The organism is Amycolatopsis sp. (assembly GCF_035276945.1).
GTDB lineage: Bacteria > Actinomycetota > Actinomycetes > Mycobacteriales > Pseudonocardiaceae > Amycolatopsis_E.
The window spans coordinates 73,612-93,458 of the sequence record NZ_DATELF010000003.1 but is presented as its reverse complement, the minus strand read 5'-3'; the positions used below and the strand labels follow the sequence as shown (position 1 = coordinate 93,458).

The window sequence follows — 19,847 nt, the reverse complement described above, 5'->3', positions numbered from 1 at the left end:
CCACCTTAGGCGGATCGCTCCCCCAACCGAGGGAACGGTTCGGTGGAGAAAATCACCTCCACGCCCACCTCGAAATACTGCGCGATCCGCAGGGCCAGGTGGAGGCTGGGGCTGTACTCGCCGCGTTCCAGGTACCCGATCGTCTGATAGTGCACCCCGAGCGCTTCGGCGAGCTGCCGTCGCGAGATCCCGCGTTCCGCCCGCAACATGGCGATGCGGTTGTAGATCGTCTCGCTCATCGGGGCATCCGTTGTAGTGCCTTCTCCCGGCGGGCGGCCACGGCCGAGCCCGACTCGCGGCGCGCCATCTTCCGCAAGACTATCGGGGCCACCACCAGCCCGAGCACCGCCCACGCGCCGAGTGCCGCGACGGTCTCCAGATGCCGCCAGGAGTGCCCGATCTCGGCGGCCGCCGCGGCGTCGGGCAGCAGCGCCGAGCGCATGCCGAGGCCCAGCCAGTAGATCGGGAAGAACTGGCCGATCACCTGCAGCCAGCCGGGCAGTGCCGAGCCGGGGTAGAAGATCCCGGAGATCGCCACCAGGCCCATGATCGGCAGCATCACGATGCCCATGGCGCGCGGACTGCTGATCAGCGAGCCGAGGATCGCGCCGATCGGCATGGTGCCCAGAAAACCCAGCACGATCACCCAGGCCAGGGTCAGCCAGGCGCCGACACCGAAGTCGAGGCCGTCCGTCACGAAGACTCCCGGGATCAGCACCAGCACGCACCCGATCAGGGACATGCCCGACACCTGGATGATCTTGCCGATCAGGTAGCCCAGCATCCCGTTCGGGATGGCCTTGGCCCGCAGCAGCGTGCCGTCCTCGCGTTCGGTGGTCAGCGCCTGCGCGACGTTCACCAGGCCGCCGAAGGCGATGTTCATGCCGAGCACGCCGGGCAGGGTCCGCGAGCTGAGCGAGAAGGCCATGCCCGGCACGGTGGCGCCGCGCATGAACACCATGACCACGGTCAGGATCACCGCGGGAAACAGATAGGCCCACAGGTCCTGGGCGGTGGTGAAGGTCTGCTTCAGCTCGATCCGGCCCCGGTCCAGCCCGGCCCGGGCGGTGGTCACCAGCGCGCTCATTTCCCTTCCCCCTGTTCGAATCGGCGCACGAGCGCCATGTAGGTGTCTTCCAGGCCGCCGCGGCGGACCTCCAGGTCGCCGATTTCCTCGCCGTACTGCAGGAACAGCTGGTGCACGAACTTCGTGGCCTCGGTCGTCGTGTGCACGAAGCGCTGCCCGTCCCGGGTCCACTTGACCTCGGCCTCCGTGGCCATCTCCCGCGACAGCTCGTCGGCCGAGCCGTTCGCGATGATCGAGCCACCGGCCAGGATGAGGATGCGGTCCGCGAGCTTTTCGGCCTCGTCGAGGTCGTGTGTGGTGAGCAGAATCGTGGTGTTGTCGTCGTCGGCGAGCCGGTGCACCAGGTCGTGGAACTCCCGGCGCGCCTCCGGGTCGAACCCGGCGGTCGGCTCGTCGAGGAAGAGCAGTTCGGGGCGGCCGACGATGCCGATCGCCACGTCGAGCCGCCGCCGCTGGCCGCCGGAGAGCCGGCCGACCCGCTTGTGCGCGTGCTCGGTCAGCCCGACGGCCTTGACGAGTTCGTCGACGTCCCACGGCTCGCGGTAGTTGCGGTAGTAAGTGGCGAAGTGCGCCAGCAGCTCCCGGACGCCCCATTTCGCGTGGTCGCGCCAGGATTGCAGGACGACGCCGAGCCGGGCCCGCCATGCCTCGTCGCCCTTCGCCGGGTCCGTGCCGAGCACCTGGACGTGCCCCGCCGAGCGCATGCGGAAGCCTTCCAGGATCTCGATCGTGGTGGTCTTGCCGGCGCCGTTCGGCCCCAGCAGCGCCAGCACCTCCCCGCGGGTCGCCGTGAAGCTCACGCCGTCCAGCACGTCGTTCGTGCCGTAGCGCATGCGCAGGTCCTGCACGTCGAGCACGGCACCGGCCGGTTCCGTGTGCTGGACGACCCCTCGGGGCCCGCTCAAGGTTGTCATAGGCCTTCTCCCCAATGTCGATGTATTGCAACGAAATGTAGCAGGTGTGCTATATTTCGTCCAAGTCTTTCGACGTCACGCCGCTCACGCGGTTTTCGGCCTCGCCTCCCCTAAAGTGAGCTTCATGGCGATCCGTGCTCGTGCCGACGCGTGTCCAGGCGTCTTCGCCACTCACGATGCCGCGGATGGCGCCCTGGCCCGGGTGCGCCTGCCGGGTGGCCGGTTGACCGCGGGACAGCTGCACGTGCTCGCCGGGTGCGCGGAGGATCTCGGTGACGGCTCGCTGCACCTGACTTCTCGTGGCAACGTGCAGCTACGCGGGCTGAATCGCGACGACGGCTCGCTGGTCCGGCGGCTTTCCGACGCCGGCCTGCTGCCCGCGCCGAGTCACGAGCGGGTGCGCAACTTCCTCGCTTCGCCGCTGAGCGGGCTGGCCGGTGGGCTGCTGGATGTCCGGCCGCTGGTCACCGCGCTCGATGCCGCCGTGTGCGCGCGACCCGAGTTGGCCGGGCTTCCGGGCCGGTTCCTGTTCGCCTTCGACGACGGCCGTGGCGATGTGTCCGCCGAGGATCCGGATGTCTGCTGGCACGCGCTCTCCCCGTCCACCGGCGCCCTGCTTCTCGCAAGTTTCGACACCGGTTTGCGGGTGGAGGTCCAGGAAGCGGTGTCCGCCCTCGTTGACATGGCCCTTCGCTTCCTGGCCGTTCGTGGTCCGGCCTGGCGAGTCAGGGAGTTACCCGAGTTGAGTGTCCTCCACCCGGGCATGGCCCGGACGGCCCCGCCGCGCGGCGAAGGGGCGGTGGGGCTTGGCGTTTTCGAGTGGGGCGTGGCCGGGGCGCCGTTGCTGGGGGAACTGACCGCGCGGCAGGCGCGCCGGATCGCGGAGATCGCCGAGTGGGCGGTGGTCACGCCGTGGCGGTCGATCGTGCTGCCGTCGGACGGTGATCTCGGTGATCTCGGTGATCTCGGTGATCTTCATGGCACCGGGCTGCTGACCGATCCCGACGCCCCGGGCGCGCGGGTCAGCGCGTGCATCGGCCGCCCCGGTTGCGCCAGATCCCGGGCGGACGTGCGGGCGGAAGCCAGGCGGGTACTGGACGCACTGCCCGTGCGGGACCGGGTTCATTTCTCCGGATGCGAACGCCGGTGCGGCAAACCGCGAGGACCCTACGTGGATGTCGTGGCCGGCCCGGGTCAGGACACGTGGGCGAGTTCAACCACCACTGCAGGAAGGGAAACGCAGTGATCGACTACATCCGGGACGGGGCGGAGATCTACCGCCACTCGTTCGCCACCATCCGGGAGGAGGCCGACCTCGCGATCCTGCCCGGGGACCTGGAACCGGTGGCGGTCCGCATGATCCATTCGTGCGGCATGGTCGATCTCGTCGACGATCTCGCCTACTCACTGGATTTCGCCGAATCGGCGAGGGTCGCGCTGGCCGGCGGCGCGCCGGTGCTGTGCGACGCCCAGATGATCGCCAGCGGCGTCACCCGGCGGCGGCTCCCGGCGGCCAATGACGTGCTGTGCACGCTGTCCGACCCCCGGGTGCCCGCGCTGGCCGAGCGGATGGGCACCACCCGTTCGGCCGCCGCGCTGGAACTGTGGCGGGAGCGGCTGGCCGGGGCCGTGGTGGCCGTCGGCAACGCGCCGACCGCGCTGTTCCGGCTGCTGGAGCTGATCGCCGAGGGCGCCGGGGTGCCGGCCGCGATCATCGGTGTGCCGGTGGGTTTCGTGGGCGCCGCGGAGTCCAAAGTGGAATTGGCCAAGCGGGCGCCGGCGCCGTATCTCACCGTGTACGGCAGGCGGGGCGGCAGCGCGATGGCCGTCGCCGCGGTGAACGCGCTCGCGAGCGAGGCCGAATGAGGACCGGGAAGCTGTGGGGTGTCGGCCTCGGACCGGGCGACCCCGAGCTGATGACCGTCAAGGCGGCACGGCTGATCGGCGAGGCGGACGTGATCGCCTACCACAGCGCGCGGCACGGCCGGAGCATCGCACGTTCGGTCGCCGAGCCCTATCTGCGTGCGGGGCAGATCGAGGAGAGACTGGTCTACCCGGTCACCACGGAGACCACCGACCATCCCGGCGGCTACGAAGGCGCGATCGCGGAGTTCTACGAGCTGAGCGCGAAGCGGCTCGCCGAGCATCTGGACGCCGGACGCGATGTGGTCCTGCTCTGCGAAGGGGACCCGTTCTTCTACGGCTCCTACATGTACATGCACGAACGGCTCGCCGACCGTTACGAGGCCGAGGCGGTGCCGGGCGTGACGTCGGTGAGCGCCGCGTCCGCCGTGCTGGGCCGGCCGCTGGCCCAGCGCGACGAGGTGCTGACCGTGCTTCCCGGCACGCTTCCCGTGCCCGAACTGGCCCGCCGGCTCGCCGACACCGACGCGGCGGCGGTGCTCAAACTCGGCCGCACCTTCGGGAATGTGCGCGAGGCGCTGAGTGAGGCCGGGAAGCTCGACGACGCTTGTTATGTCGAGCGTGCGACATGGCAGACCCAGCGCGTGGTGCCGTTCGCCGACGTCGATCCGGAGACCGTGCCGTACTTCTCCCTCGCGCTCGTGACGAGTCCTGCTTACGCGGCAAGGAAGTCGGGGCCGGCCAAGGCTGAGCCCGGGCGGGACGCCGGGGAGGTGGTGGTCGTCGGCCTGGGGCCGGCCGGCCCGCGGTGGCTGACCCCGGAGGCGGCCGAGGCGCTGGCCGACGCGGAGCACCTGGTCGGGTACGGGCCCTATCTGGCGAAGGTGCCCCAGCGGAAAGGCCAGGTGCGGCACGCGTCGGGCAATCGGGTGGAGGCCGACCGCGCCGCCGCGGCGCTGGAACTGGCCCGGTCCGGGGCGCGCGTCGCCGTGGTCTCCTCCGGCGATCCGGGGGTGTTCGCGATGGCGTCCGCGGTGCTGGAGCAGGCCGCGCTGGCGGACGACCCGGTTTCCGTGCGTGTCCTCCCCGGCGTGACCGCGGCGCAGGCGGCCGCGTCGCGGGTCGGCGCGCCGCTCGGCCACGACTACTGCGTGCTCTCACTGTCCGACCGGCTCAAGCCGTGGGAGATCATCGAGCGCCGCCTCGACGCGGCGGGTGCGGCGGACCTGGTACTGGCGATCTACAACCCGGCGTCGCGCAGCCGCACCACACAACTGGCGCGGGCACGGGAGGTCCTGCTGCGCCACCGGGCCCCGGAGACGCCGGTCGTGGTCGCCCGCGATATCGGCGGCCCGGAGGAATCCGTGCGGGTGACCACCCTCGCCGGGCTCGATCCCTCCACTGTGGACATGCGCTGCCTGCTGATCGTCGGCTCGTCCCGTACCCGGCTCAGCCACGGAATGGTCTGGACCCCGCGCACATACTAGCCGCCCGCGAAAGCCGGACTCGCGGATGCACCGCGAGTCGGGCTTTCGTGACGGGCGAGTCGGGCTTTCGCGACGTGCGAGTCCGGGTCAGCGGGTGGGGGTGGAGCCGTTGGGTTGCTGCGGGCCGGGGCCGGGGGACCACCAGCCCCACTCGACCTTCTCTCCGCGCACCACGTGCGGAGCGACGCCCTCGGTGTAGGGCTCGATCTGCATCAGCTGGCCCCACGACTGGGTGGGCTGGCCCTGCAGGTAACTCGGCACCTCGGGTTCGTCGGCGAGTTCCTCGAGCCAGCCGTTCGGGCCGCCGCCCACGTTGTCCGCCCAGTTGGCCTCCGCCGCCAGGTCACCGGCGGTGATCCGGTAGGCCGGGATCTCGGAGATGCCGTCGTGGGAGACCACCGGGTTCATGCACGGGTAGACGAAGGCCGCCGGCCAGTCCATGTACACCGGGGCGTTGCCGACGCGCTGGGTGAGCGTGGTGAAGGTCGGTACCCGCGGCGCGCTCACCGCGACCCAGCCGTCGTCGGTGACGTCGTCGTCCTTGGCCACCACCCGCACGAGGGTCACGTCCTGGGGCAGGTCGCCGATCTGCACCCGCTGGTCGGCCCACTTCCACTTGCCCCGGTCGTCGCCGGTCTTCTGCGCGGTGCCCGTGCTGGGCGCGAGCACCTGCACGTTCTTGGTCACCCGCACCCCCTCCGGGGTCCGCGTGCCGAACTCCAGCGACACGCTCGTCGCCTTGCCCGGCGGGGCCGCGACCGCGACCGCGACCTGAGCTCCGGAGTGGCTCGCCGGCAGCGCGTACCAGTCGGTGCGCAGCCGGCTTGTCGGTCCCTTGGGGTCGTGGAAGCTGCTCCACATCGGCACCGTGGCCGTGGTGTAGCCGTGCGGCGGGTCGCCCAGCGGCTCGCCGCTCTCACCCTTGGGGGTGTCGTGGAAACCGGCCGAGGTCGTGCCGTTGTCGTCGTCGGTCGTGGGCAGGCCGGGGTTGGCCTGGGGCGGCGTTTCGGGCAAGGTCCGCGCGGCGACCGGCTTGAGCACGCTGGCCACCGGGTCCTGCTCGACCATCACGTGATCGGACAGGTTGCAGCTCCTGCCGAAGATGTGCGCCACGTTCGCCGTGGCGAGGCTGTAGCTGCCCCACTGCTTCTGGATCGCCTTGCCCATGCTCGCGAACTCGAAGGCGACCACCAGGCCACACACCACGACCAGCGACATCGACCCGAGCCGCAGCGCGCGACCCCGGCGCTCGGTCACCGGCGGCGGCAGGTCAGGCCGCTGGGCGCGCACGTTCTCCACGAACGCGATCACCGCCGCCACGGCGGCGGCCAGCAGCAGCACCGTGGACAGGTGGTAGCCGTGGATCGAAGGCGCCTTGTCGAACCACGGCACGCCGAGCCCGGAGACGAACCAGTACGCGTTCGGTCCGGTCGCGGCCAGCGCGGCGACCACCAGCAGCCCCGCGGTGAACGCCGCGCGGTTGCGCTTGGACCGCAGCACGGTGGTGCTGGTGGCGAGCGCGGTCAGCGCGGCCATCGCCGAGCCCACCGCCGCGAACGCGCCGAAGTGGTGGGTCCACTTGGTCGGGGTCAGCGCCAGCAGCAGGAAGAACAGCGCCACGGTGCCGATCAGCCGCCGGGCGGGGCCCAGCGCGGCACCCTGGATCCGGCCCCGGCGCAGCAGCACGACCAGGCAGGTGCCGGTGCACAGCATGAGCAGCAGCACCGGGAACCGCCGGGTCATCGCGCCGTCGGCGCTGTTGGCGAACAGCAGCTCGTACCGCGAAAGTTCGTTGTACCAGGGTTCGTTGGGACCGACCAGGCCCCGCAACCGGGTGGCCTCCATGACCGTGGCCAGCGTCTGGTCCACGAACACGACGATCAGCACGATGAACCCGGCGGCCGCCATGGGCGCGAGCACCGGCAGCCACCCGCCTTCGCGGGCGCGGCTGCGCAGCATCTGGAACAGCGGTCGGGCGGCGACCAGGAACGGCGCCACGGCGATCAGCGCGGTGGGGGTGGCGGCCAGTGCCAGCGCCGCACCGATCAGGCCCAGGCACAACGGCAGCAGCCGCCGGGTGACCAGGCTCCGTTCCACCGCGCACAGCGCGACCAGTGAGCCGAGCGCGGCCCACGGCTCGGGGCGGACACCGTTGTTGAACGGCATCCACCACACCAGGAACACCACGGCCGCCGCCCAGCCGGCGGCACGGCTGTTGCGGACCTGGGTGCCCAGCCGGGGCATCACCTCACGGCTGATCAGCAGCCAGCTGATCACGCCCAGCAGGAACGAGGGCAGCCGGATCCACGGCGGCACCGTGGACACCTGCGCCATCAGCTCGTAGATGTGGTCGTTCCAGCCGAACGGCGCCTCGGCCACCCCGAACCAGCGGTGGTAGTTGGTCAGGTAGCCGACCGCGCCCGCGACCCTGGCCATGGTGAGGATGTAGCCGTCGTCGGAGGTCACCGGGCCGATGACCACCCAGATTCCGAGCACGCCGAACACGGACAGGTCGCGCGGGCTCAGCTTCCACCAGCCGATCGGGGCCCACCGGGGCGCCCGCCGCGCGCCCTTGGCGTCCAGCCGGTTGACCGCCAGCAGGCAGCCGATCAGCGACAGCACCGCGAACACGCCGATACCGACCTTGAAGCCGGTCGGTGAGGACTGGTACCGGGTGTCCGTGGTGATCGTTACGTTCAGCCCGTCGATCGGGTCCTTGCCCGAGGCGATGTCGGTGTAGATGCCGACCACGCGGGGCCGGACGTCGCCGCCCGAGTCGTAGACCGGGGTGCCGGCGACCTTGAGCGTGGTGTGCGTGGCGGTCGAGCCGAACTGGACGTCACAGCCCGCCGCCGGCAACGGCTGCCTGGCCACCTGCTGGCCCCGGCTGAACGCGCTGAGCACGCCGTTTTCCACCCGGAGCTGCATGCCGGCGCCCTGTTCGGTGCGTGCGCCGGGAATCGTGGAGAACAGCAGCGCGCCGCCGGGCTGGCGGGCGCCGATCGACTTGATCGTCGCGCACGGCACGGTGACCTGAAGGTCCTGTGCCCAGTAGCCGGTCAGCGGGGCGTTGACCGGCCTGGTGTCGGTGCCAACGGGCCACATGATCTTGGCGGTGTCCTGGACCACCGGGAGCAACGGGTACGCGATCGCGCAGATGGCCGCGAACAACCCGAGCACGACGGCCAGCGTCCGCCACAGCAGGGTGCGCGGCCGGGCGCCGGTGGTTTGACGACGTGGCTGATCATCGGCACTCACCTCGTCCGAGGTGACGGTCGGCGTCCTGCTGGCCATCCTCATTGGTCGAACGCTATCGCCTTGGGGTGTCGGATCTTCTTCGGGCTCGATGCTCACGGAATTATGCCCGCTTACCGCCGGTGAACCTGGTCAGGTCCGTGCTGGCCGGCGATCACGACGCCGCCGTGCGACGCACCCAGTCCAGCGCGGCGGTCACGTCCGCGACCGCGGGCGCGGCGGGCCGGGGCGGGCGCCGGACGACCACGACCGGGATGCCGCGTTCCCTGGCGGCCACGAGCTTGGCGGCGGTCATCGAACCGCCGCTGTCCTTGGTCACCAGCACGTCGATCCGATAGTCGCTGAGCAGGGCTTTTTCCTTCGCCAGCGGATAGGGGCCGCGGTCGAGCAGGATTTCGATCTTCGGCGGCAGCGGGGGCTCGGGCGGGTCGACGCAGCGGGCCAGGAACCAGGTTCCGGTGCATCCGGCGAAGGCCGCGAGGCCCTGCCGGCCGCTGGTGAGGAAGGCCCGCTCGCCGAGCGTGCCGACCAGGCCCGCGGCCTCGTCGAGCGTGTCGACCCACCGCCAGTCGTCACCGTCCTGCGGTTGCCAGCCCGGTCGCTGGAGCCGGAGCAGCGGTACTCCCGCCTTCTTCGCGGCCGTCACGGCGGAGGTGCCGATGCGCTCGGCGAACGGGTGCGTCGCGTCGACCACCGCGCGCACGTCGTGGTCGGTGAGCCAGCGCGCGAGTGCGTCGGGTCCGCCGAAGCCGCCGACGCGGACCTCACCCTCGGGCAGCCGAGGGTTGGCCACACGCCCGGCGAGCGACGTCACGACGCGCACCTCACCGGCAAGCGCGGCGGCCAGCTCACGGGCTTCGGCGGTGCCGCCCAGCACGAGAATCACGAGAGCAATAATTACCTGTGCGCTATGGCTGGACCACCGGAGCATGCGCGACCGCGGCCACGACGGCCGCCTACACCGCGCTGTTGACCGGTGAGTTCCCCGATCCCGTCGAGGTGCTGCTGCCCAAGGGAAAGCGGCCGAGCTTCGCGTTGGCGACCGAGCGCCTGACCGGTTCCTCGGCGACGGCCGGGGTGATCAAGGACGCGGGCGACGACCCGGACGTGACGCACGGTGCGCTGGTCCTCGCCACCGTGTCGCCCGGTGAGCCGGGGGCGGGCGTGGTGTTCCGCGCCGGGGAGGGCGTGGGCACGGTCACCCGGCCAGGGTTACCGCTGGCGGTCGGCGAGCCCGCGATCAACCCGGTGCCGCGCCGGCTGATGACCGAGGCCGTCGAGCAGGTCGCCGGGGCCCACGACGGCAGCGGCGATGTTGTGATCGAAATCTCGATTCCAGGTGGTGAAAAGCTGGCGGAGCGCACCTGGAACCCCCGGCTGGGCATCGTCGGCGGGCTGTCGATCCTCGGCACCACCGGGGTCGTGGTGCCCTATTCGTGCTCGGCCTGGATCGAAAGCATCCGGCAGGGCGTGGACGTGGCGCGGGCGATGGGGCACCGGCACGTGGCGGGCGCGACCGGCAGCACCTCGGAACGCGTGGTCGCGGAGCGCTACGGGCTGCCGGAAAGCGCGTTGCTGGACATGGGCGATTTCGCGGGCGCGGTGCTGAAATACCTCCGGCGGCATCCCGTGCCCCGGCTGTCACTGGCCGGTGGATTCGCCAAGTTCTCCAAGCTCGCGGCGGGGCATCTCGACCTGCATTCCCAGCGCTCGCAGGTGGATCTCGGCCTGCTGGCCTCGCTCGCCGCGGAAGCCGGTCGCCTGGAACTCGCCGAGCGGATCAAGAACGCGAACACGGCCTTGCACGCCCTGCAGTTGTCCCAGGCGGCGGGGTTCCCGATCGGCGACCTTGTCGCCGTGCGCGCCAGATCGGTCGCTCTTGACGTTCTCGCGCACGCTCCGGTGGCGGTCGACGTCATCGTGATCGACCGTATGGGAACCATCGTGGGGCGTACGGGCACGAATACGGGTGGTAGCAGTGACAAGTGACCCTCGGATGGCGTTCCTGGTATCCGTACCCCGGCCGAGATCCCCAACTCCGGCTGTTGTCGTCCGGGTTTGGCGGTGTGTGCGCCGGCGGACGTGCGGTGGGCACCGGTGGCGGGATGACGGGCGGCGGTGGTGCCGTCGTGGTGGGGGTTTCCCGCTTCCGGGGCGGTGGCGGGGGCGGCATGGTGGTCGTCGTGGTGGTGCTCGGCGCGGTCACCATGGCGGCCGGGCTGGGACTGGGCGCACTGACCGCGGGCGGGGCTTCGCCCGAGGTGCCGGTGGTCTCCGACGGGGTCGGCCGGGTGTCGAAACTCGGCGGCGCGGGTGCGACGGTGATCCGTCCGGGCGCCGACTGGGAACCCGGGTCCTCGGCGTTCACGCTGGTGTTCTCGAGCGGGGTCCTGACCGCGGCCACGACGATCAGCCCGCCGACGAAGCTCCCAGCGATCCACAGCCAGCGTCTGTCGCGCGGTGGGGTCGGTGGTCTGGACGAGTGACGCCCCATCGCGGCTCACCTTTCACAAGATCCAGCTGATCATCGCGGAGTTTTGAAGCTACTCTCAAGAACGCCCCTTTGTTGGCCAAACGGTCGAATCAGTGCCGCGCCGGCCGGCCCTGGGTATTACAACCAGCTGGCCACGCCACCGTGACCCGAGCAGGTGCCCTGCCGGTGCTGGCTGAAGCTGTAGGTGCCGTCCTTGCATCGGGCAGTGGCGCCCGGGGGCGGCGAGCCGGCTTGGACGGGCCTTGGCACGCAGTTCCCGTCGCTGTTCACATACTCGTCCGGACCACAGGAAGAGGCCCTGCGCGTGGCCGCCGAGGGCGCCGTGCCGGCGTTCGGCGCTGGTGCGGGCGGAGGCGCGATGCTGATCTTCGGTGCTGTGGTGACCGGGGGAGCCCCGATGGTGGCGGCCGTCTGACTTGACGGCGTAGGCGGGATCGCGGGCCAGCTGGGCAACGCACCGGTGCTGCTGACGACCGTGTCGGTGATGGCAGGCGCCGGGGTGGCCGGACGCGACGATCCGACGTCCGCGCAGCCGCTGACGAGCAGTATTGCGCCGGCCACGGCCGCGGTAATCGATGGCCGGCGCTTGCCGTGTCTTTGCGGCACGAAGTTGTTCACGCTCACTCACCCCTTGGTTGATCTATGTGCAAGGGTGAGTCGGCGCGGGCCGACGAGCTGTATCAGGTGGTTGATTGCGAAACGGTTTCAGCTCTCGCGGCGGTCCCAGGGGTCGTCGTCTCCGACCCGGTCCCGGGTGAGTAGTTCTTCCGCGGTCAGCTTCTGTCGATTCCGTGACACCGAGTAAAGGTAGCTGTCCGGGAAGGTCTCGGCGGTCAGGACGCGGCCGACGAAGATGACGGCGGCACGGTCGATGCCCGCGGCGCGCACCCGTCCGGCGATGTCGCCGAGGACGCCCCGCACGATCCGCTGGGTGGGTTGCGAAGCCCACGCCACCACCGCTGCCGGGCAGTCGGCGCCGTAACGCGGCAACAGGTCCTCGACCACCTGCTCGATCCGGTTGACCGCCAGGTGCAGCGCCAGGGTCGCGCCGGTCGCCGCGAAGGCAGGCAGGTTCTCGCCGGACGGCATCGGGGTCGAGCGCGCCCGCACCCTGGTGATGACCAGGCTCTGCCCGACGGTCGGCACGGTCAGTTCCCGGCCCAGGGCGGCGGCCGCGGCGGCGAAGGCGGGCACACCGGGGACGATCTCGTACGGCACCCCCGCCGCGTCCAGCCTGCGCATCTGCTCGGCGACCGCGCTGTAGATCGACGGGTCGCCCGAGCACAGCCGGGCCACGTCGCCGTTCGCCGCGACCAACTCGGCGACGATCTCGTCGAGGGAAAGCCGTGCGGTGTCGACGAGTTTCGCCCCCGGCGGGCAGTGCGCCAGCAGGTCCGGCGGAGTCAGGCTGCCCGGGTAGAGGCAGACCGGGCAGCGCGCGAGCAGGTCACGGCCGCGCACGGTGATCAGGTCGGCGGCACCGGGGCCTGCCCCGACGAAGTAGACGGTCACGCGGTCTCCCAACGTTTGCGCGCGCTCCACTGGGTCACCGTCCTGGCGGGTGCCCAGCCGGTGAACCCGCCGAGCGGTGCGGCATGCTCGACGCCGATCCGGATCAGCTCGCCGTCGTGCTCGGTATAGGCGCGCGCCAGCGCCTGCTCCGACCCAAGGGTGACCGCGTGCGCGACCAGCCTTCCGCCCGGTGCCAGCGCGGACCAGCAGGCGTCGAGCGCTGCCAGGCCTCCGCCGACGAACACCGCTTGCGGCGTCGGAAGCCCGGCCAGGGCGCCGGGCGCGGTCCCGGTGATGACCCGAAGTTCCGGCACGCCAAGGCGTTCCGCGTTGCGCTCGATCCGCTTGGCGCGCTCGGGGTCGCGTTCGATCGCGATGGCCCTGTTCAGGGGATGTGCGCGGGACCATTCGATCGCCACGCTGCCGGCGCCCGCGCCGACGTCCCAAAGCAGCTCGCCCGGAACCGGCGCGAGCCGGGCGAGCGCCGACGCCCGCATGTCCCGTTTGGTGAGCTGGCCGTCGTGCTCGAAGACGTCGTCGGGCAGGCCGAGCAAGGGCAGCGCCGGGCCGCTACCGCACCGGATGGCGAGGACGGTGAGCGGATCGGTGGGTTCGGACCACTCCCGTGCCAGTGCCTCGACGCGTCGTTCGGCCGGTCCGGCGAGTTGCTCGAGCGCCGTCATCGAACTGTCCCCGAAACCTCGTTCGGTGAGCAGGGCGGCAACCTCGTCCGGTTCGGAACCGAGCACGAGGATCCGGCGGCCGGGCGCCAGCGCGCGGCTCACCCGGTGCACACTGCGACCCACCACGCTGATCACTTCGGTCTCCTCGGCGGACCAGCCGAGACGTGCCCGCGCGAGCGCGACCGACGACACCCCCGGCAGGATCCGGACCTCCTGTGTTTTGCGGGACACCCGCGCCCGGTCGGGCGTTTCGGGTGTGGCTTCGGGATGGTCGCTCGGGCCGCCCTGCTGTGTCTTGCGGGGGACCCGCACCCGGTCGGGCGTCCCGAGTGTGGCTTCGCGATGGTCGCTCGGGCCGCCCTCCGTGAACCGCTTCAGCAGGGTCGTGCCGATCCCGGACAGCAACGGATCGCCGCTGGCCAGCACACAGATCCGCTTACCGGCATGTGTGGCGAACAACTCGTCGAGCGCGGGCAGCAGCGGGCTCGGCCAGGGCACCTTTTCGACGTCGACGGGTACCAGGTCGAGCTGGCGCGGGCCGCCGAACAGCACGTCGCACGCGGTGATCTCGGCTCTGGCCGGCTCACCCAGCCCGGCCCATCCGTCGGCACCGATACCCACAACGACGATCGTCACAAAGCAAAACCGTATGCGATGATGCCTGCGACGGCCGTCTCAGGAACCCGGTGCGAATCCGGGGCGGTCCCGCCACTGTGACCGGTATGTCCGGGAGCCAGAGCTTGGGCGAGCCGTCGCGTGCCCGGCACGCGGCCAGTAGCCGGCGGGCGTGGAGACCCGCTCCGAGCCGAAGGAGGGCCCTTGCGGCCGTACCCGTTCAGCGCTGTCGTCGGGATGGACGAGTTGCGGCTCGCGCTCGTGCTGTCCGCGATTTCCCCGGCGATCGGCGGGGTTCTCGTCCGCGGCGAGAAGGGCACGGCGAAGTCGACCATGGTCCGCGCGCTGGCGGGGCTGCTGCCCGAGGTCGAGGTGGTCGAGCACTGCCGGTTTTCCTGCGATCCCGGCAAACCCGATCCCGCCTGCCCGGACGGCCCGCACGAGGACACCCAAGGTGTCCGGCGCCCCGCACGGCTGGTCGAACTACCGGTCGGCGCGGCGGAGGACCGGGTCGTCGGCTCGCTCAACCTGGAACGCGCGCTGGCCGAGGGTGTCACCGACTACCAGCCCGGCCTGCTCGCCGCGGCCCATCGGGGGCTGCTCTACGTCGACGAAGTCAACCTCCTGCACGACCACCTGGTCGACACCCTGCTGGACGCGGCGGCGATGGGTCGGGCGACCGTCGAGCGGGAGGGGGTTTCCGTCTCGCACGCGGCGCGGTTCGTGCTGATCGGCACGATGAACCCGGAGGAAGGCGAGTTACGTCCGCAGCTGCTGGACCGGTTCGGGCTGACCGTCGAGGTCGCCGCCAGCCGGGATCCCGGGCAGCGGGCCGAAGTCGTCCGCCGCCGTCTCGCCTACGAGGCCGACCCGGACTCCTTCGCCGCCGGCTACGCCACCCAGGACGCTGCGCTGGCCGGGGAAATCCAAGCGGCACAGGAACTTCTGCCCTCGGTGGCGCTCACCGACGACGCGTTGCGGCAGATCGCCGAGGTCTGTGCGGCCTTCGAGGTGGACGGGATGCGGGCGGACATCGTCACGGCGCGCACCGCGGTCGCGCACGCCGCCTGGTGCGGCCGGGAAGTTGTGTCCACAGAGGACATTCGGGTGGCGGCGCGGCTGGCGTTGCCACACCGGCGCCGGCGCAATCCCTTCGACGCGCCGGGCATCGACGAGGAGCAACTGGACCAGGCGCTGCGCGACGCCGAGCCCCCGGAAGATCCCGGCCCCGACGATGACGGGCCCGGTTCGCCCGAGCACGCCCCGCCGGAAACGGACGGCGAGCAGTCCGAAGGCGGTACCCGTACCGACACGCAGTCGGCCGGGAAACCGTTCCAGGCCAAAGTTTTCCGGGTCCGCGGGGTCGGCGAGGGGGAGCGTGGCAGGCGGTCCAGGGCCGAGCACGAGGGCGGCCGCACGGTCGGCGTCAAGCCCGCGAGCGCGCGGGAAGGACGGCCGCATCTTGTCGCCACGTTGATGGCGGCCGCCCCGCACCAGCGGGCGCGGGGCCGGGACCGCGCCCTTGTGCTGCGTCCCGGCGATCTGCGGTTCGCTCGGCGCGAGGGCAAGGAGGGCAACCTCGTGCTGTTCTGTGTGGACGCGTCGGGGTCGATGGGTGCGCGGGCGCGGATGCGTGAGGTGAAGGCGGCCGTGCTGTCGTTGCTGCTCGACGCTTACCAACGGCGTGACAAGGTCGGTCTGGTTACCTTCCGCGCGGGCGGGGCCGAACTGGCACTGCCGCCGACGATCAGTGTCGAAGCCGCGGCGGCGCGGCTGGAAGCCCTGCCGACCGGCGGGCGGACCCCGCTGGCGGAGGGATTGCTCGAAGCGGCGCGGGTCCTGCGTGTCGAGGCGATCCGGGATCCTCGCCGGCGGCCGCTGCTCGTCGTGGTCACCGATGGCCGCGCGACCAGCGGTGCGGATGCCGTCGGCCGTTCGCATGCCGCCGCGGAACTCCTTGCCGGCGCGAGCGTGTCGTCGGTGGTGATGGACTGCGAGAGCGGCCGGATGCGATTGGGCCTGGCCGCCGAACTGGCCGCACACCTCGGCGCGGAGCACGTTCCGCTCGATGAAGTGTCGCTTGTGGATGAGGTTCGGACAAGGATCAGGAGGGCGGCCTGAGTGACCATGGCGAAGCTCCGCTCAGGTTGTCCGACCGGGTGCGGGTGTCCCGCAGGGCACAGGAGGGCGGCCTGGGTGACCGTGGCGAAGTTCTGTTCAGGTTGTCCGACCGGGTGCGGGTGTCCCGCAGGGCACAGGAGGGCGGCCTGATGCCGCAAGGGAAACCCGAGGTCGTGCCCGGCGACGGGCTCACCACGCGGCAGCGCCGGAACCGGCCCGTGTTCGCCGTGCACACCGGAGCCATGAAGGGCAAGTCGACGGCCGCCTTCGGGATGGCCTTGCGGGCATGGAACCAGGGCTGGTCGATCGGGGTGTTCCAGTTCGTCAAGTCGGCGAAGTGGCGGGTCGGCGAGGAGTCGGCGTTTCGTGCGCTGGGGGCGCTGGACGAGGGTGGCACCGTCGAGTGGCACAAGATGGGCGAAGGCTGGAGCTGGTCGCGGAAGCAGGGGAACGAGGAAGATCACGCGGCGAACGCGCGGGAGGGCTGGGCGGAGATCAAGCGCCGGCTGGCCGGGCAGCGGCACGACTTCTACGTGCTGGACGAGTTCACCTACCCCCTGAACTGGGGCTGGATCGACACCGCCGAGGTGGTCGAGACGATCTTGGCCAGGCCCGGCCGCCAGCACGTGGTGATCACCGGCCGGAACGCGCCGGCGGAGCTGGTGGCGGCCGCGGACCTGGTCGTGGAGATGACGAAGATCAAGCATCCGATGGACGCGGGGCAGAAGGGCCAGCGGGGGATCGAATGGTGACCGCATGGTAGACCGTTTGATCATCGCCGCCCCGGGTTCGGGACATGGCAAGACGACTGTCGCGACCGGGCTCATGGCGGCGTTGCGTTCACGCGGGCTGCGGGTTTCCGGGCACAAGGTGGGCCCCGACTTCATCGACCCGGGTTACCACGCGCTCGCCACCGGACGCCCGCCGCGCAACCTGGATCCGTTCCTCCAGGGCGAGGACCTGGTGGTGCCGCTGTTGCTGCACGGGGCCGCCGACCTCGCGGTGATCGAGGGCGTGATGGGGTTGTTCGACGGCGCGCTCGGCACCGAGGGATACGCGTCCACCGCCCATGTGGCGCGGCTGCTCTCCGCACCGGTGGTGCTGGTGGTCGACGCGAGCGCGGCGAGCCGTAGTGTCGCGGCGACCGTGCTCGGCTTCGCGCACTACGACCCGGAACTCGAACTCGCCGGGGTGATCCTCAACAAGCTGGGCTCCGAGCGGCACGAGGACGAGATCCGCGCCGCACTGCGGCCGACCGGGATTCCGGTGCTGGGCGCGTTGCGGCGCAGCGACGACATCCACGCGCCGAGCCGTCACCTTGGTCTCGTCCCGGCGGCGGAGCGGGCCGCGGAGTCCCAGCGTCTCCTGCCGAAGCTGGCCGCGTGGATCGCCGGTGGTGTCGACCTCGACGCGATCACGCGGGTTGCGCGCGCGGCGCCTCGCCTTGCCGGTTCGCCGTGGGGCCCTCCGGCTGTTTCAGGGCCTCGACGGGTGGTGGCCGCGGCCGGGGGACCGGCGTTCACCTTCCGCTACACCGAGACGGTGGAGTTACTGGACGGGCTGGGCATCGACGTGGTCGAGCTGGATCCGTTGCGGGACAAGGCCTTGCCAAGGGACTGCGCCGGGCTCTATTTCGGTGGCGGGTTTCCGGAGGTGCACGCCGAAGAGTTGTCCGCCAACGTTTCGTTGCGGGAGGAGGTCGCCAAGGTTGCCGCCGCCGGGATGCCGGTGGTCGCCGAGTGCGCGGGCCTGCTCTACCTGTGCGGTGAGCTTGACGGGCTCCCGATGGCCGGGGTACTGGACGCCACCGCGCACATGACGAACCGTGGCGCGCTCGGCTACCGGAAGGCGACCGCGCCCGCCGCGCATCTGCTCGGCGAGGGCGGGCAGCACGTCACCGGCCATGAGTTCCACCGCACCGAAACCCTGCCACGGCAAGGAAAAACCGCGGCCTGGGTATGGGACGGCACCGGTGAGGGTTTCGCCTCGCCCACCTTGCACGCCTCGTATCTGCACGTCCACTGGGCGGGACACCCTTCGCTGGCACGACGGTTCGCCGCGGCGGTACACGCCCATGGATGACTACGACCTGCATCATCACGGCGACCGCGAGGTCGGCGCCGGTCTCGTTGATCTCGCCGTCAACGTGCGGTTGCCGGAACCACCCGAATGGCTGCGCCGTGAACTCGCGGATGCCCTGTCCGGCCTCGCCGCCTACCCGGACCCCACTGCCGCCGCCGAGGCCGTCGCGCTCCGGCATCGCCGCGCACCCGACGAAGTCCTGGTCACCGCCGGTGCCGCGGAGGCCTTCACGTTGGTAGCCAATGCCGTGAGGCCCGGGCACGCGGTCGTCGTCCATCCACAGTTCACGGAACCGGAGGCGGCGCTGCGCGCGGCGGGCCATCCCGTGCACCGGGTGGTGCTCACGGACGGGTTCCAACTCGCCGCCGATCTGGTGCCCGAGGACGCGGACCTGGTGTTCGTCGGCAACCCGACGAACCCGACGTCGGTGCTGCATCCGGCGTCGACCCTGCGGGCGCTGCTGCGGCCGGGACGGTTGGTCGTCGTCGACGAGGCTTTCCTGGACGCCGTGCCCGGCGAGCCGGAATCCCTTGCGGGGCAGGCGCTTTCCGGGCTGCTGGTGATCCGGAGCCTGACGAAGACGTGGGGTCTCGCCGGTTTGCGCGCGGGCTATGTCCTCGGCGAGCCCGCGGTGATCGACCGGCTTCGAGCCGTTCAGCCACCCTGGTCGGTGTCCACCCTCGCCGCCCGGGCGGTCGTCGCCTGCTGCCGCCCGGCGGCGCTGGCGGAGGCGGAGGCGCTGACCTGGTCCGCCGAGCGAGACCGGAAGCATCTTGCCGACGGCCTGCGCGCCCTGGGTGTCGAGGTCGCGGGAGAACCAAAGGCCCCGTTCGTGCTCGTCCGCATTCCGGGCGGCGACCGGCTCCGCCTTCGCTTGCGGACCGCCGGTTACGCGGTCCGCCGTGGCGACACCTTCCCCGGTCTCGGCCCGGACTGGCTCCGGATCGCCGTCCGCGACGAACCGACGATCGCGGGGTTTCTTCGCGTGCTGGAAGAACTACTGCTGTAACAGGTACTCGGTCAGCTCCGCTGGATACGAGAGCGCGGCCAGGTGGCCGCCGGGGACCACATCGGTGTCGATACCGAGGCGGTCCCGGGCGACTCGGCGCTGGAACTCCAGCGGGAAGAACCGGTCCCCGGCCGCGGCGACCACGCGGGTGGGCACGTCAGGCCATTGCCGGATATCGCAGGGCTGGCCGAACACGATGTCGGCCTCGCCGTAGTCATGCGATTCTCCCGCGACGACGACGTCAGCGGGCACATCATGCAGGAAGTAGGTGCCCTGGTCGAACTCTGTCGGGTACCCGGCCGCTTGAGCCGCCGCGATGCGGGCTGCCTCCGATCCGGTGTTGCCCCACCACTGCCCCGGTGTTTCGCCAGGCCGCGGGATCATCGCATTGACCAGCACAAGGAGGTCGACCGGACGGCGGGCGCACGCCATCGCGGCGGTGAAGCCGCCCAGAGACTGGGCCACCACCACAACGCTGTCGTGATCGCCCATCGCGCCGCCCACCGCGTCGGCGTACTCGGGCAGCCCTGCGGACTCGTCCGGGCCGGGCAGGTCGACCGCGACGGCCTGGTGGCCGCGGGCCCGCAACTCGGGCACCACCCGATGCCAGAACCAGGCCGCACCCCCGGCGCCGGGAATGAGCACGAACAACACACTCACGTCAACCTCGCTCTCGTCGGCTCTCAACGAGTAAGACCGCCGAGCAGGACCAGAATCATCGGGAG

At 71.1% G+C, this 19,847-nt stretch carries 19 protein-coding genes and 1 riboswitch; of the genes, 10 read left to right on the top strand and 9 right to left on the bottom strand.

All coding sequences use genetic code 11. The features are described from left to right. Positions 1–5: 5 nt before the first annotated feature. The 3 genes from VJT49_RS00505 to VJT49_RS00495 are packed head-to-tail and all read right to left on the bottom strand — an operon-like array spanning position 6 to position 2,001. A complete protein-coding gene (locus VJT49_RS00505) occupies positions 6–239 on the bottom strand; it encodes a helix-turn-helix transcriptional regulator (protein WP_324161963.1) in 234 nt (77 codons plus the stop codon). Further along, on the bottom strand, positions 236–1,087 hold the full coding sequence (locus VJT49_RS00500) for an ABC transporter permease (RefSeq protein WP_324161961.1): 852 nt from the start codon (positions 1,085–1,087) through the stop codon (positions 236–238). The genes VJT49_RS00505 and VJT49_RS00500 overlap by 4 nt, the downstream gene beginning before the upstream one ends. Further along, a complete protein-coding gene (locus VJT49_RS00495; RefSeq protein ID WP_324161959.1) occupies positions 1,084–2,001 on the bottom strand; it encodes an ABC transporter ATP-binding protein in 918 nt (305 codons plus the stop codon). The genes VJT49_RS00500 and VJT49_RS00495 overlap by 4 nt, the downstream gene beginning before the upstream one ends. A gap of 124 nt (positions 2,002–2,125) precedes the next feature. On the opposite strand from VJT49_RS00495, the gene VJT49_RS00490 reads away from it, so the two are divergent. Genes VJT49_RS00490 through VJT49_RS00480 form a run of 3 tightly spaced genes read left to right on the top strand, consistent with a single transcriptional unit; the run spans position 2,126 to position 5,351 of the window. After that, positions 2,126–3,247 (top strand): precorrin-3B synthase, encoded by a 1,122-nt coding sequence (locus VJT49_RS00490; RefSeq protein ID WP_324161957.1) that lies wholly within the window; start codon positions 2,126–2,128, stop codon positions 3,245–3,247. Then, positions 3,244–3,867 carry a precorrin-8X methylmutase gene (locus tag VJT49_RS00485; protein ID WP_324161955.1) on the top strand — a complete coding sequence of 208 codons (624 nt, stop codon included), beginning with the start codon at positions 3,244–3,246 and terminating at the stop codon, positions 3,865–3,867. The genes VJT49_RS00490 and VJT49_RS00485 overlap by 4 nt, the downstream gene beginning before the upstream one ends. Continuing rightward, positions 3,864–5,351 (top strand): precorrin-2 C(20)-methyltransferase, encoded by a 1,488-nt coding sequence (locus VJT49_RS00480; RefSeq protein WP_324161953.1) that lies wholly within the window; start codon positions 3,864–3,866, stop codon positions 5,349–5,351. Before VJT49_RS00485 ends, VJT49_RS00480 begins: the two co-directional genes overlap by 4 nt. An 87-nt stretch (positions 5,352–5,438) precedes the next feature. Here the strand turns inward: VJT49_RS00480 and VJT49_RS00475 are convergent, their stop codons facing one another. Both VJT49_RS00475 and VJT49_RS00470 read right to left on the bottom strand, forming a co-directional pair. Then, positions 5,439–8,651: an arabinosyltransferase domain-containing protein gene (locus VJT49_RS00475; protein WP_414635760.1), complete on the bottom strand. Its 3,213-nt coding sequence runs from the start codon at positions 8,649–8,651 to the stop codon at positions 5,439–5,441. A gap of 109 nt (positions 8,652–8,760) precedes the next feature. Then, complete coding sequence (locus VJT49_RS00470) at positions 8,761–9,537, bottom strand: cobalt-precorrin-6A reductase (RefSeq protein ID WP_324161951.1); 777 nt, start codon at positions 9,535–9,537, stop codon at positions 8,761–8,763. On the opposite strand from VJT49_RS00470, the gene VJT49_RS00465 reads away from it, so the two are divergent. Continuing rightward, entirely contained in the window at positions 9,510–10,595 is a 1,086-nt protein-coding gene (locus tag VJT49_RS00465; protein ID WP_324161949.1) for a cobalt-precorrin-5B (C(1))-methyltransferase, read from the top strand. The genes VJT49_RS00470 and VJT49_RS00465 overlap by 28 nt on opposite strands. Positions 10,596–10,711: 116 nt before the next feature. Next, entirely contained in the window at positions 10,712–11,092 is a 381-nt protein-coding gene (locus VJT49_RS00460; RefSeq protein WP_324161947.1) for a hypothetical protein, read from the top strand. A gap of 125 nt (positions 11,093–11,217) precedes the next feature. Here the strand turns inward: VJT49_RS00460 and VJT49_RS00455 are convergent, their stop codons facing one another. Further along, positions 11,218–11,349, bottom strand: a complete 132-nt coding sequence (locus VJT49_RS00455) for a DUF3761 domain-containing protein (RefSeq protein ID WP_414635763.1) — start codon at positions 11,347–11,349, stop codon at positions 11,218–11,220. Here VJT49_RS00455 and VJT49_RS34985 point away from each other — a divergent pair. Further along, positions 11,294–11,515 carry a hypothetical protein gene (locus VJT49_RS34985; RefSeq protein WP_414635764.1) on the top strand — a complete coding sequence of 74 codons (222 nt, stop codon included), beginning with the start codon at positions 11,294–11,296 and terminating at the stop codon, positions 11,513–11,515. The two genes, VJT49_RS00455 and VJT49_RS34985, sit on opposite strands and share 56 nt — an antisense overlap. A gap of 290 nt (positions 11,516–11,805) precedes the next feature. Here VJT49_RS34985 and cobM read toward each other — a convergent pair whose 3' ends face one another. Then, positions 11,806–12,612, bottom strand: a complete 807-nt coding sequence (gene cobM, locus VJT49_RS00450; protein ID WP_324161945.1) for a precorrin-4 C(11)-methyltransferase — start codon at positions 12,610–12,612, stop codon at positions 11,806–11,808. Then, positions 12,609–13,931, bottom strand: coding sequence for a precorrin-6Y C5,15-methyltransferase (decarboxylating) subunit CbiT (gene cbiT / locus VJT49_RS00445; RefSeq protein WP_324161943.1), 1,323 nt, complete (start codon positions 13,929–13,931; stop codon positions 12,609–12,611). The genes cobM and cbiT overlap by 4 nt, the downstream gene beginning before the upstream one ends. A gap of 42 nt (positions 13,932–13,973) precedes the next feature. Next, positions 13,974–14,090: riboswitch (cobalamin riboswitch) on the top strand. 24 nt (positions 14,091–14,114) lie between these two features. Between cbiT and VJT49_RS00440 the strand changes: the two genes are divergently transcribed. The 4 genes from VJT49_RS00440 to cobC all read left to right on the top strand — a co-directional run bounded on the left by VJT49_RS00440 (position 14,115) and on the right by cobC (position 19,122). Next, positions 14,115–16,031 (top strand): putative cobaltochelatase, encoded by a 1,917-nt coding sequence (locus VJT49_RS00440; RefSeq protein WP_324161941.1) that lies wholly within the window; start codon positions 14,115–14,117, stop codon positions 16,029–16,031. 149 nt (positions 16,032–16,180) lie between these two features. Next, entirely contained in the window at positions 16,181–16,783 is a 603-nt protein-coding gene (gene cobO, locus VJT49_RS00435) for a cob(I)yrinic acid a,c-diamide adenosyltransferase (protein ID WP_324162034.1), read from the top strand. 4 nt (positions 16,784–16,787) lie between these two features. After that, positions 16,788–18,113, top strand: a complete 1,326-nt coding sequence (locus tag VJT49_RS00430; RefSeq protein WP_324161939.1) for a cobyrinate a,c-diamide synthase — start codon at positions 16,788–16,790, stop codon at positions 18,111–18,113. Then, positions 18,106–19,122 carry an Rv2231c family pyridoxal phosphate-dependent protein CobC gene (gene cobC, locus VJT49_RS00425; RefSeq protein WP_324161937.1) on the top strand — a complete coding sequence of 339 codons (1,017 nt, stop codon included), beginning with the start codon at positions 18,106–18,108 and terminating at the stop codon, positions 19,120–19,122. The genes VJT49_RS00430 and cobC overlap by 8 nt, the downstream gene beginning before the upstream one ends. Here cobC and VJT49_RS00420 read toward each other — a convergent pair. Next, positions 19,111–19,782, bottom strand: coding sequence for an alpha/beta hydrolase family protein (locus VJT49_RS00420; protein WP_324161935.1), 672 nt, complete (start codon positions 19,780–19,782; stop codon positions 19,111–19,113). The genes cobC and VJT49_RS00420 overlap by 12 nt on opposite strands. Positions 19,783–19,847: the final 65 nt, after the last annotated feature.

Coding starts and splice junctions, on each gene's coding strand:
- VJT49_RS00505 (WP_324161963.1), bottom strand. CDS start 239: ATGAGCGAGACGATCTACAACCGCATCGCCATGTTGCGGGCGGAACGC.
- VJT49_RS00500 (WP_324161961.1), bottom strand. CDS start 1,087: ATGAGCGCGCTGGTGACCACCGCCCGGGCCGGGCTGGACCGGGGCCGG.
- VJT49_RS00495 (WP_324161959.1), bottom strand. CDS start 2,001: ATGACAACCTTGAGCGGGCCCCGAGGGGTCGTCCAGCACACGGAACCG.
- VJT49_RS00490 (WP_324161957.1), top strand. CDS start 2,126: ATGGCGATCCGTGCTCGTGCCGACGCGTGTCCAGGCGTCTTCGCCACT.
- VJT49_RS00480 (WP_324161953.1), top strand. CDS start 3,864: ATGAGGACCGGGAAGCTGTGGGGTGTCGGCCTCGGACCGGGCGACCCC.
- VJT49_RS00475 (WP_414635760.1), bottom strand. CDS start 8,651: ATGAGGATGGCCAGCAGGACGCCGACCGTCACCTCGGACGAGGTGAGT.
- VJT49_RS00470 (WP_324161951.1), bottom strand. CDS start 9,537: ATGCTCCGGTGGTCCAGCCATAGCGCACAGGTAATTATTGCTCTCGTG.
- VJT49_RS00460 (WP_324161947.1), top strand. CDS start 10,712: ATGACGGGCGGCGGTGGTGCCGTCGTGGTGGGGGTTTCCCGCTTCCGG.
- cobO (WP_324162034.1), top strand. CDS start 16,181: ATGCCGCAAGGGAAACCCGAGGTCGTGCCCGGCGACGGGCTCACCACG.
- VJT49_RS00430 (WP_324161939.1), top strand. CDS start 16,788: ATGGTAGACCGTTTGATCATCGCCGCCCCGGGTTCGGGACATGGCAAG.
- cobC (WP_324161937.1), top strand. CDS start 18,106: ATGGATGACTACGACCTGCATCATCACGGCGACCGCGAGGTCGGCGCC.